The organism is Neolewinella marina (assembly GCF_002631205.1).
In the GTDB taxonomy this organism is placed as follows: Bacteria; Bacteroidota; Bacteroidia; order Chitinophagales; family Saprospiraceae; genus Neolewinella; species Neolewinella marina.
Genome location: NZ_PDLO01000004.1, coordinates 438,937 through 450,770, shown reverse-complemented (window position 1 = coordinate 450,770; position 11,834 = coordinate 438,937). Strand labels below are relative to the sequence as shown.

Here is an 11,834-nt window from a genome sequence, read left to right as displayed (position 1 = left end):
TGACGGAAAAACCCCAAAATACGCTAAACTAGCTGAAACCCCTATTCCGCCGTTTCCAGGAACTGCATCTCGTAGAGCTCCCGGTAGCGGCCGTCCTCGATCTGCAGCAGGGTGTCGTGGGGACCGAACTCCCTGATCTCCCCCTTTTCGAGCACCATGATGTTGTTCGCGTTGCGGATGGTACTCAGGCGGTGGGCGATGACGATACTGGTGCGGCGGTCGATCAGTTTTTCAATGGCGTGCTGAATGACCCCCTCGGTTTCCGGGTCCACGCTGCTGGTGGCCTCGTCGAGGATCAGGATGTCGGGGTCGAACACCAGGGCCCGCACGAAAGAGATCAGCTGCCGCTGCCCCATGCTCAGGGTGGCCCCCCGCTCCATCACGTCGTAGTCGTAGCCGCCGGGCAGCCGCTCGATGAACTCGTGGGCGCCGATGAGCTTCGCCGATTCGATGACCCGCTCGCGGCTGATGGACGGGTCGCGCAGGGTGATGTTCTCCATGACCGAGCCGGTGAACAGGAAGACGTCCTGCAGCACCATGGCCATGCGGCTGCGCAGGGCGGTGAGCTCGTAGTCGCGCAGGTCGTGACCGTCGATGAGGATCTCGCCCATCTGGTATTCGTAGAAGCGGTTGATCACGTTGGTGATGGTGGTCTTGCCACTGCCGGTGCTGCCCACGATGGCCAGTGTCTGCCCCTTGTGGAGCTGGAAGCTGAGGTCCTTCAGGATCCACTCCACCCCCGTGTAGGCAAACCAGACGTTGCGGAACTCCACCTCGCCTTCCAGTTTGGCGGGGGCCAGGGTGCCGGTATTTTCGATCTGGTCGTCGCGGTCCACCACCTTGAACACCCGTTCGGAAGCTACCAGCCCCATCTGTAGGGTGTTGAACTTGTCGGCCAGCACCCGGATCGGGCGGAAGAGCATGTTGATGTAGATCGGGAAGGCTACCAGGGCCCCGAGGGTCACGCCACCGGCGCGGGCCACGTCCTGGGCACCCCACCACACCATCAGGGCCAGACTGGCCGCGGCGATGATGTCGACCGTAGGGAAGAAGATCGCGTAGTAAAGGATGGCGTCGATGTTGGCCTTGCGGTATTCGGCGTTGATGCCGGCAAATTTGCGGGCCTCGGAGTGCTCGGCGTTGAAGATCTGAACGATCCGCATACCAGTGATGCGCTCCTGCAGGAAGCCGTTCATCTTCTGGATCTGGGAGCGCACCTGCTGGTAGCTGCGCTTGACGGCCTCCTTGAAGAGGTAGCTGGCCAGCATCAGGAAGGGCATGGTGGTCAGGCAGATAAGGGTGAGCCGCCAGCTGGTGGTCAGCATGATGGCCAGCACGGCAAAGATCGACATGAGGTCGGCCAGGATGGTGATGACGCCCTCGGCGAAGATGCTGTTGATCGACTGGATGTCGTTGATCGTCCGCGTAGTGGAGGTGCCGATGGCCGTCTTGTCAAAGTAGCTGAGGCGCAGGCTGTTGATGTGGCTGAAGACGCGGACGCGCAGGTCGCGGATCACCGATTGCCCCAGCCAGTTGGAGCTGTAGACGAAGGCGTAGCGGCAGAGGGCCTCCACCACGAGCAGCCCGGCAATGACCAGGGCCCAGAAGGTAAGCCCCTGGGTGTCGCCGGCGAAGATGTAGTCATCGACCATCTTCTGGATCAGCCGCGGGCGGGCGATCGACAGCGGCGCCAGCACCACGGCCAGGGTGACGGCCAGAATGGCAACCCCCTTATAAGGCTTGGCCAGGGCCAGCACCCGCCACAGGAGGTACAGGTCGAACTTCTGCTTTTCTTCGTTGCTGGCCATGAAGGCATGTAACAAGCGATCCCGGCTTTGGGTCGCGGTACCTACAAGAATTTTTGGGGCGGCGGAGCGCGGGTGCCAGGGCCGAACCCCCAGCCCGGTTTGGGGTATTATGTCAATCACCCTCCCCCCAATTCCCGTGAAGAACGTACTCGGCACCGAACTCGTCCCCTGCTGTACCGACCCCCCGACCGGCTTCTACCGCGACGGCTACTGCCGCACCGGCCACCTCGACAGCGGCCGCCACGTGGTGTGCGCCGTGATGACGGAGGAGTTCCTGACCTTCACCCGCTCGCGGGGCAACGACCTGACGACCCCCATTCCTCAGTACGACTTCCCCGGCCTAAAACCCGGCGACCTATGGTGCCTCTGCGTCTTGCGCTGGAAGGAAGCCTACGACGCCGGCGTCGCACCACCGGTGAAACTGGAGGCTACCCACGAGTCGGTGCTCGACTTTCTCGACTTCGCCCAGCTGCTGGAACTGAAGACCGAGCCCGGCGTCCGCTAACGGACGGGAGGGTGTCCGGTATCGAACACATTGGGCGCATGTGAAGGTGTAATTCATTGATTGTCAGAATGTGATTTTTCTGGCACGGAGTATGCTTCCCACGGGGCATGGATCGCACCCTGGACACCCGTGAAGTGAACCGCCGCCGCCGCTACCAGTGGCTGAAGTGGGGCGGCTTGCTCGTTATCCTGGCCACCCTGCTGTGGTTCAGCCTGAAGCTGCTCCGGCCCTCCGCGGCCAAGGATACCCTGCGCTTCGCTACCGTGGAGCGGGGTGAGGTGGTCAACACCATCAACGCCACCGCCCTGGTGCTGCCCGCCTTCGAGGAGCAGATCAACGCCCCCGTGGCCACCACCATCGACGAGGTGCTGCTCACGGCAGGTACCGAAGTGGAGGCCGGCGACCTGCTCATGCGGCTGGACCGCGACTACGTACAGCTGCAGCTCGACGGCCGCCGCGACCAGCTGGCCGTGAAGGAGAACAGCATCGGCCTGCTCGGCCTGGAGTACGAGCGCGACCTGAAGGAACTCTCCTACAACGCCGACATCAAGAAACTGGAACTCGCCGCCGCCCGCGCCGCCCTGGCCGACGCCCGCCGCCTGCTGGAGGTGGGCGGTGCCACCCAGGAGGAGGTGGAAGCCGCCGACCTGGCCGTCCGCATCAGCGAACTCGAATCCAAAAAGCTGGACAATCAGCTCGACTACGCCCGCAATAGCCTCGCCGGCCGCAAGCGGCAGCTGCAGCTGGAGGTGGGCATGGAAGAGAAGGAGGTGAGCCAGCTCAGCCGCCGCCTCCGGGAGACGGAAGTCCGCGCCCCCCGCGCCGGCGTAGTCACCTGGGTGAACGAAAACATCGGCCAGCAGGTCACCGAAGGCACCGCCCTGGCGCGGGTCGCTAACCTGGGCCGCTACCGGGTGGAAGCCACCTGCTCCGACCGCTTCGCCGACCAGCTCGCCGTGGGCCTGCCCGTAGAACTGCGACTGCCCACCGGCCGCATCTCCGGAACCGTGGCCGCCATCCTTCCCGAAGTGTCCGAAAATCTGGTCAGCTTCCGCGTCGACCTGGACAACCCCAGCCACCCCGACCTGCGGCCCAACCTGCGCAGCGAACTCTCCGTCATCACCAGCCGCATCGACGAAACCCTGAGGGTGAAGAACGGACCCGTATTCCGCGGGGGCCGCGATCAGTCGGTCTTCGTGGTCAACGGACAGAACGCCGTACGGCGGGAAGTGGAGATCGGCGCCCGCAACGGCGATTACGTCGAAATCACCGGCGGACTGAACCCCGGCGACCGCATCGTGATCTCCGACCCCGAGGCCCTGAAGGACGTGAACCAATTCAAACTGGAGGAAGGATGATCGTCGCCGAAAAACTGAACCTCCTGGCCATGTGGCTCCTGCTGCTCGCCCTGTTCCTCGGCACCCGCGTCCGCGCCCAGGAAACCCTGACGCTGGCCGAACTGCAGCACGCCGCCACCGAACGCGCCGAGCAGGTACTCATTGCCGAACAGCAACAACGCGCCGCCGCCCTCGACCTGGAGGCCTTTGAAGCCGGACTGCTGCCCCGCCTCGACCTGGCCGCCACCCTGCCCAACTACTTCCGCACCTCCACCGAGGTGACCCAGGACGACGGCACCATCGCCTTCCGCGAGATCGAGCTCAACAACTCCTCCGTCTCCCTGCTCGCTACCCAGCGCATCGCCGCTACCGGCGGACTCTTCGGACTGGAAACGCGGCTGCAGCGCACCGACAATTTCGCCCAGGAAACGAAGCGCTACAATGGCTCCCCCGTGCGGCTCACCTTCCAGCAACCCCTGCTGGCCTTCAACCCCTGGAAGTGGGACCGCCGCCTGCTGCCCCTGCAGGTAAGCGTAACGGAAGCCGCCCTGCGCGCCGCCCGCGCCGACGCCGCCCTGGACGCTACGGCCCTCTTCTTCGACCTGGTGAACGCCGACCAGGAACGCCGCATCGCCGAAACCAACCTGGCCGCCAACGCCACCCTCTACACCATCGCCACCGAACGCTACGGGCTGGGCAAGATCAACCGCGGCGACCTGGTGCAGCTCGAACTCGAACAGGCCAGTGCCGAACAGAACCTCCTGCGGGCCGAACGCCTCGTGGGCCGCGCCTCGGCCAACATCTTCCAGTACCTGGGACAACCGTACCACGGCGAGCTCCTCCGCCCGGAAACCCCCGACGCCCGGGCCGGGGTAGACATCTCCGCCGCCACCGCCCTGGCCCACCTGGCCAACCGTCCCGAACTGCTGCAACTGCAACAGCGGGTGCTGGAAGCCGAACGGGAAGCCGACCGCATCCGCCGCAACCTGGGGCCCCGCCTCGACTTCAACGCCAGCATCGGACTGATCCGCAACGCCGACGAACTGAACCCCATCTACCGCGACCCCCAGAACGAAAGGGTGGTCAGCCTAACCTTCGCCGTGCCCCTGCTTGACTGGGGCGAACGGCAGGCCCTTAACCGGCGGGCACAAACCGACGTCGATCTGGCCCGCACCCTCGGCCAGCGCCTGGAAAACGAACTCGCCGGCCGCCTCACCCAGCTGCTCGACCAGTGGACCACGGTCCGCCAGGAACTGCAGCTCGCCACCCGCATCCGCGACCTGGCCGAGGAACGCTTCCGCATCAGCCAGGAAAGCTATACCCTGGGCGCCATCCCCCTCACCGACCTCACCTTCGCCCAGCAGAACCGCGACCTCAATACCCGCGCCTACGCCGAATCCCTGCGCGCCTACTGGCTCACCTACGCCAGCCTGGAACGCCTCACCCTCTGGGATTTCATCAACGACCGGCCCCTCTACGAAGCCCACTAACCAACCAACCAGAAACCAGCCAACCAGAAACCAGCAACCAGAGAACCAGCAACTCATGATCCAACTCTCCAACATCTCCAAGTCCTACCGCACGGACACCATAGAGACCCTCGCCCTCCAGCACCTCAACCTGACGGTACCGGCCGGGGAATTCCTGAGCATCATGGGCCCCTCGGGCTGCGGCAAGTCGACCCTGCTGAACATCATGGGCCTGATCGACGAGCCCAGCGAGGGGCAGGTGGTACTGGCCGGGCAGGAGGTGACCCACTACAACGGCCGCCGGATGGCCCGCTTCCGCAACGAGCAGCTCGGCTTCATCTTTCAGAGTTTCCACCTGATCAACGACCTCTCGGTGGTCGACAACGTGGAGCTGCCCCTGCTGTACCGGAAGGTGGGCAGCAAGGAACGCAAACGGCGGTCGCTGGACGCCCTGGAGCATGTGGGACTGAGCAACCGCGCTTACCACTTTCCGAACCAGTTGTCGGGGGGGCAGAAGCAGCGGGTGGCCATCGCCCGGGCCATCGTCGGCCGGCCCAACATCCTCCTGGCCGACGAGCCCACCGGAAACCTCGACAGCCACATGGGCGACGAGATCATGCAGATCCTCCTCCGCCTCAACCAGGACCTCGGCACCACCATCGTGATGGTGACCCACGACGAGCGCATGGCCCGTAAAACCCACCGCCTGGTACGGCTCAGCGACGGAGAAAGGGTGAGTTGATTTGCGATTTGCGGCCACGCGCGCAGATAGCAGCGGCAGCCCAATCGTATACCCTACCTCACCAAAATCGCACCTCGTAAATCGTACATCGCCCAATGCTCCACAACTACCTAACCCTCGCCCTGAAGGTGCTGCGTCGCAAGCCGTTCTACACCTTCATCAGCCTGTTCGGCATCAGCTTCACCCTGATGATTCTGATGGTGCTCACCTCCCTGTTCGACGCCGGCCTGGGCAAGAACCAGCCGCTGACCAAGCGGGACTACCTGGTGGTATCGCCCTACGCCGAACGCAGCCGGACCGAACCGGATACCATGCTGGTCATCGACACCCTTACCCTGGCCGGCGGGGAAGTGCGCTACGATACCACCGAGGAGATCGCCCAGAACGTAGTTTCCAACTCCATCGGCCCCATGAGCTACCGCTTCATCATGGATAACCTGGTGGACCTGGAGTCCGCCGAACGGGTGGCCATCTACAGCGACGGCGACTTCACCGACGGCTTCATCGACGGCCGCAAGTTCACCTTCTCCAGCTACTACACCAACGCCGACTACTGGCGGGTGCTCGACTTCGATTTTCTCTACGGAGCCCCCTTCAATGAGGCCGACATCGAGGCTGCCGCCCAGAAGGTGGTCCTGACCGACAAGGCGGCCCGCATCTACTTCGGCGAGCTGGGGCCGGACCTCATCGGCCGGGAAATGGCCCTGGGCCGGCGCACCTTCACCGTGGCGGGCATCGTGAGCCGGCCGCTGGCCGACAGCCCCATGTTCGGCGGGGATATCTACCTGCCGGTCACCACCGCCGACGCGCGGGCCCTGGCCAGCAACGAGATCGACGGAGGCTTCAGCGCCATCTTCGAGGCGACCTCCCCCCGGGGGCGGCAGGCCATCAAGGACGAGATCGAATTCATCTCCCAGAACTTCCAGTTCCCCCCGGAAAGCGACTACAACGGCCTGCGGGTGTCGAGCGCCACCGTCATTGAGGGCTACGCGATGGCCACCGTGCAGGAGCAGGACCCCCAGAAGGCCCTTCGGGTGCTGTTCATCCCGCTATCCATCCTGGTGCTCCTCTTCGTGGCCCTGCCCCTCATCAACCTCATCAACCTGAACGTGAGCCGCGTATTCGAGCGGCGCTCCGAGATCGGGGTGCGCAAAGCCTTCGGGGCCGAGCCGCGGGATATTCTCTACCAGTTCATCTTCGAAAACCTGGTGATCACGGTCATCGGCGGGGCCATCGGACTGCTGCTGGCCATCCTGCTCATTTCCTACGTCAACGCCAATGACCTGCTGGGGATCACCCGCCTGTCGCTGTCCTACCAGGTGGTCTTCTACTACCTGCTGGTGATCCTGCTCTTCGGCCTCCTCTCCGGGCTGCTGCCCGCCTACCGCGTCAGCCGGACCAACGTAGCCGCCGCCCTGCGGGGATAATCCCATTAACCACCCTTCAAAAGATACCGTCATGCTCTCTCACCTCCTGAAGCTGATGTGGAACAAGCGCCGCGCCAACGTCCTGATCTTCGTGGAGATCCTGCTGGCCTTCGTCGTGCTGTTCGGCGTCTACACCTTCACGATTTACAACTACGACCGCTACCGCTCCCCCCTGGGCTTCAGCTACGAGCACAGCCTCGGCGTGCGGGTCGACCTCGACGACCAGCTTGACTCGGCGGCCGTAGTGGAAGCCCACCGGCGCATCCGTACGGAACTCCTCGAGCTGCCGGACGTGGCCGCCGTCACCTGGATTGGCCCCGTCAACCCCTTCGGCGGAGGCACCTGGCGGACGAGCAACGACGAATACGGCTTCCTCATCACCACCCTGATGATGTTCGCCGACGAGCACTTCGCCGAAACCGCCGAACTCGACTTCCGTGAAGGGGGGTGGTATACCGAGGCGGACCAGCACGCCAAGTATCCCCCCATCGTCGTCAACGGCGCCTTCAAGGACGAATACTTCCCCCAGGCCGAAACCCTCGTCGATACCCTGCTGCCCATTAACGGCCTGCACCGCGTCGTGGGGGTGGTGGACGCCTTCAAGTACCAGAGCAACTTCGCGGAGAACCAGCCGCTGACCTTCTTCTCCCACGCCGACCAGGACCGCGGTGGGGAGCCCTTCGAAATGCTCATCGTGCGTACCCATCCCGGCCGCACCGCCGCCGTGCAGGAACCCCTCTACCGCAGACTGGTGGACCTGACCAAGAACACCGACGTGGTCATCTGGAGCATGGCCGAAGACCGCATCAAGGCCAACCGCCCCGTGGTCATCCCCCTGATCATCATGCTGGTCATCTCTGGGTTCCTGCTCATCAACATCGCCCTGGGGCTTTTCGGCGTCCTCTTCACCCAGATCAGCCACCGCCGCGCCGAGATCGGCCTGCGCAAGGCCCTCGGGGCCACCCCCGGGGAAGTGACGGCCCAGTTCGTGGGGGAAGTGCTCGTCGTTACGGCGGCCGGACTGCTGCTCGGCACCTTCTTCGCCGTCCAGCTGCCCCTGCTGGAGCTGCTGCCGATCCCGGCTAAGTACTTTTACCTCGGAATCATGGCTTCTGTCCTCACCATTCTACTCATCGTTACGGCCTGTGCCTTCCTGCCCAGCCGGCAGGCGGCGGGACTCCACCCGGCCCACGTCCTCCACGAGGAGTAGGCCAGCCAAGCCACTCCGTCCGAAGTTTAGATAACCGCTCAATCGTAATTCCTATCTCCTCCCGCATCCTCATCATCGACGACGACCGCACGGTCTGCCAGAGCCTGGAACTGCTGCTGAAGCGGGCGGGTTACGCCGTGCGGAGCATCTACGGCCCCCGGGAGGCGGTGGCGACGGTGGGGGAGTTCCGCCCCGACCTGGTACTGCTCGACCTCAACTTCACCGTCGAAACCAGCGGGCGGGCGGGCATGCAACTGCTGCAGGAACTGCTGGCCGAATTTCCCCGACTGCCGGTCATCCAGATGACGGGCTGGGCTACGGTACAACTGGCCGTGGAGGGCATGAAGGCCGGGGCCCGCGACTTTATCGCCAAGCCCTGGGACAACAAGGAGCTGCTCAACGCCATCCGTACCCAACTGGAGCGGGGCGCGGACGCGGGTGCCGGGGTTCCCGCGGAGGAAGCCGAGCCCTTCGGTTCCCTCATTGGTTCCTCGGCCGCCCTCAGCGACGTCATCGGCCAGGCGCGCCGGGTAGCCGCTACCGAAGCCGCCGTGCTCATCACCGGCGAGAGCGGCACCGGCAAGGAACTCATTGGGGAAGCCATCCACGCCGCCAGCCGCCGGGCGGGCGGGCCCTTCGTGGCCGTGAACCTCGGCGGGGTCCCCGAGCAGCTCTTCGAATCCGAACTCTTCGGCCACAAGGCAGGAGCCTTCACCGACGCCCGGACCGATCGGGCGGGGCGCTTCGAACTGGCCGCCGGCGGCACCCTCTTTCTCGACGAGATCGGCGACCTGGCGCCCGCCGCCCAGGTCAAACTGCTGCGCGTACTGCAGGAACGGCAGTACGAACGGCTGGGCGAAAGCCGGCCCCGCCCCACCAATGTGCGCGTCATCAGCGCCACCAGCCGCAACCTCGACGCCATGGTGACCGCCGGAACCTTCCGGGAGGATCTTCTCTACCGCATCAACCTCATTCACCTCCACCTGCCGCCCCTGCGGGAGCGGCCGGAAGACATCGCCCCCCTGGCCGAGCACTTTCTGGAGAGCGCCCGCCGCCGCTACGAACGGCCGGCCCTGCGGCTGGAAGCCGCGGCCCTCAACTGGCTGCGGCGGCAACCCTTCCCCGGCAACGTGCGGCAGTTGCAGAACCTCGTGGAGCGGACGGCCATCCTGGCGGCCGGCGACTCCATCGGAGTGGCCGAACTCGAGCGGCAGGCGGGCGGGACCGAGGCGACTACCCACTTCGCCCCCTCGGGCGTCACCCTGGAGCAGATGGAGGTACGCATGATCCGCGCGGCCCTCGGCCGCAACGCTGGCGAAATCACGGCCACGGCCCGGGAGCTTGGGCTGACGCGCGCGGCCCTCTACCGCCGGCTGGAGAAGTACGGCATTCCCAACGCCAACGCCTAACTTGACCCGCGTGTCCGCCGCCGCCAAATACCTCGCCTACCTCGGTACCCTCCACCTCGTCATCGGGGTGCTCATTTACCAGGTGGTGGGCCGCGGACCGGTGCTGCTGCTGGTGGAAATGGTCCTGCTGCTCTCGGCCTACCTGGGGTACCGCCTCTACGAAGTGCTGGTGGCCCCCCTGCAGCTGCTGAGCCGGGGGGTGGGGGCCCTGGCCGACCAGGACTTCTCCGTAAAAATGCGGTCCACCGGCAGTCCGGAAATGGACCGCCTCGGTGAGGTCTACAACCGCATGATCGAGCAGCTGCGGCTCGAGCGGGTAGCCGGCCGCCAGCGGGAGGAGTTCCTCGACCGGCTGGTGGAAGCCGCCGGGGTAGGCCTCCTCGTGCTGGACTACGACGGGAATATTGAGTCGGAAAACCCCTGGGTGCAGGAGCGGCGCAAGTCGAGCCCCGAATTCGAGGCCACCGTCCTGCGGCCCGCCCTGGCCCTCGGGGTGGGGGAGCAGGCCGTCTTCACCACCCCCGACAACCGGCGGCTGCACGTGGAGTACGCCACCTTCGTGGACAGGGGTTTCGAGCGCGGGTTCATCATCCTCCAGGACGTGACCGCCGACCTCCTCCAGGCCGAAAAGGAGGCCTACGGCAAGGTCATCCGCATGATGGCCCACGAGGTCAACAACTCCAACGCCGCCATCGTCTCCCTGCTGAAAACCCTGCTGGAGGTAGCCCGCGCCGACGAGCCCGACCTCGCCGAGCTGAGCCGCGAACACCTGCCCCCCGTCATCCTGCGGGCCGAGCACCTCACGGCCTTCATGCGCAACTTCGCCCGGGTAGTCCGCCTGCCCGCGCCCGCCCGGGAGCGCATCGACCTCAACGCCGTACTGCGGGGCGCCGCCGAGGTGATGCAGCCGCTGCTGGAGGAGCAGGAGATCGCGCTTTCCCTGGCCCTCGCCGACCGCCCCGTGTGGGTCAGCGCGGACCGCGCCCAGCTGGAGCAGGTCCTCATCAACGCCCTCACCAACGCCCGGGAGAGCATCGGCCGGGGCGGGCACATCCGGATCAGCAGCCAGCTTCACCCCGCCGGCTTCGTAATTGCCGACGACGGTCCTGGCATCCCCGCTGAGGTGGCCGACCGGCTGTTCACCCCCTTCTTCAGTACCAAGAGCAGCGGGCAGGGCGTGGGCCTCACCCTCTCCCGCGAGATCCTGGAAGCCCACGGGGCCAGCTATCGCCTCCGCACCGAAGAGGACGGAGTGACCCGCTTTCGGGTTTCTTTGTCTTGACGCCGCGACAAATTGTCAGACATCGGATGTTGTCGGAGGGGGGTGGGTTGTGCGGATTCGTGTCCAGTTTTGCCGTTCCGGCCTGAAAATCACCGTTAATGACCCATCGTGCGCTCCGGAACCAATGAGTAGATCCCCTTTTGGACCATTTTACTATGAGTCAATCGGTTGTAGGCGTGGTGACAGAATGTCAGACATCCGATGTTGTCAATCTAGAGGGGGGAGGGAAGAGAAATTTGCAATACTAATGGATTAGTAGTATACTTGTACTAATCAATTAGTAGACATGCAACGACTGGCCCGCCGCGAGGCGCAACTGATGGAAGTACTGTGGAAGCTGAAGCGGGCATTCGTCCGGGAGATCATCGATGAGCTGCCGGAACCGAAGCCCCACTACAACACGGTATCGACGATGGTGAAGATTCTGGAGGAAAAAGGTTTCGTTTCCCACGAGAAGGTCGGCAACGCTTACCGCTTCTTCCCCGTCATTGCGGAGGAGGAGTACCAGAAGAAGGCGGTGGACGACGTGGTGCGCCGCTTCTTCGACAATTCCCCCATGAAGCTCGTGAACTACTTCGCCCGGGAGCAGCAGCTCGACGCGGCGGAGCTTGAGCGACTGGTTCGTCTGATCAAAGAAAAATAGGG

At 64.5% G+C, this 11,834-nt stretch carries 10 protein-coding genes; 9 read left to right on the top strand and 1 reads right to left on the bottom strand.

The window, feature by feature from the left end:
• Nucleotides 1-41: 41 nt before the first annotated feature.
• The gene (locus CGL56_RS12270) at nucleotides 42-1,808 is read right to left on the bottom strand and encodes an ABC transporter ATP-binding protein (protein WP_099106845.1); all 1,767 of its coding nucleotides are present in this window, start codon (nucleotides 1,806-1,808) and stop codon (nucleotides 42-44) included.
• A 109-nt stretch (nucleotides 1,809-1,917) separates the two neighbouring features.
• Between CGL56_RS12270 and CGL56_RS12265 the strand changes: the two genes are divergently transcribed.
• The 9 genes from CGL56_RS12265 to CGL56_RS12225 all read left to right on the top strand — a co-directional run bounded on the left by CGL56_RS12265 (nucleotide 1,918) and on the right by CGL56_RS12225 (nucleotide 11,832).
• Nucleotides 1,918-2,313, top strand: a complete 396-nt coding sequence (locus CGL56_RS12265) for a DUF2237 family protein (RefSeq protein WP_099106844.1) — start codon at nucleotides 1,918-1,920, stop codon at nucleotides 2,311-2,313.
• A 107-nt stretch (nucleotides 2,314-2,420) separates the two neighbouring features.
• Nucleotides 2,421-3,671 carry an efflux RND transporter periplasmic adaptor subunit gene (locus tag CGL56_RS12260; protein WP_099106843.1) on the top strand — a complete coding sequence of 417 codons (1,251 nt, stop codon included), beginning with the start codon at nucleotides 2,421-2,423 and terminating at the stop codon, nucleotides 3,669-3,671.
• A complete protein-coding gene (locus tag CGL56_RS12255) occupies nucleotides 3,668-5,140 on the top strand; it encodes a TolC family protein (protein ID WP_099106842.1) in 1,473 nt (490 codons plus the stop codon). Before CGL56_RS12260 ends, CGL56_RS12255 begins: the two co-directional genes overlap by 4 nt.
• Nucleotides 5,141-5,195: 55 nt before the next feature.
• Nucleotides 5,196-5,861: an ABC transporter ATP-binding protein gene (locus CGL56_RS12250; protein ID WP_099106841.1), complete on the top strand. Its 666-nt coding sequence runs from the start codon at nucleotides 5,196-5,198 to the stop codon at nucleotides 5,859-5,861.
• 95 nt (nucleotides 5,862-5,956) lie between these two features.
• Complete coding sequence (locus CGL56_RS12245) at nucleotides 5,957-7,288, top strand: ABC transporter permease (protein WP_099106840.1); 1,332 nt, start codon at nucleotides 5,957-5,959, stop codon at nucleotides 7,286-7,288.
• Nucleotides 7,289-7,319: 31 nt separating this feature from the next.
• Nucleotides 7,320-8,498 (top strand): ABC transporter permease, encoded by a 1,179-nt coding sequence (locus CGL56_RS12240; protein WP_099106839.1) that lies wholly within the window; start codon nucleotides 7,320-7,322, stop codon nucleotides 8,496-8,498.
• A 41-nt stretch (nucleotides 8,499-8,539) separates the two neighbouring features.
• Nucleotides 8,540-9,907, top strand: a complete 1,368-nt coding sequence (locus tag CGL56_RS12235) for a sigma-54-dependent transcriptional regulator (protein WP_320056741.1) — start codon at nucleotides 8,540-8,542, stop codon at nucleotides 9,905-9,907.
• A gap of 10 nt (nucleotides 9,908-9,917) precedes the next feature.
• Nucleotides 9,918-11,189, top strand: a complete 1,272-nt coding sequence (locus tag CGL56_RS12230; RefSeq protein ID WP_099106837.1) for a sensor histidine kinase — start codon at nucleotides 9,918-9,920, stop codon at nucleotides 11,187-11,189.
• 286 nt (nucleotides 11,190-11,475) lie between these two features.
• Entirely contained in the window at nucleotides 11,476-11,832 is a 357-nt protein-coding gene (locus CGL56_RS12225) for a BlaI/MecI/CopY family transcriptional regulator (protein ID WP_099106836.1), read from the top strand.
• Nucleotides 11,833-11,834 lie beyond the last annotated feature (2 nt).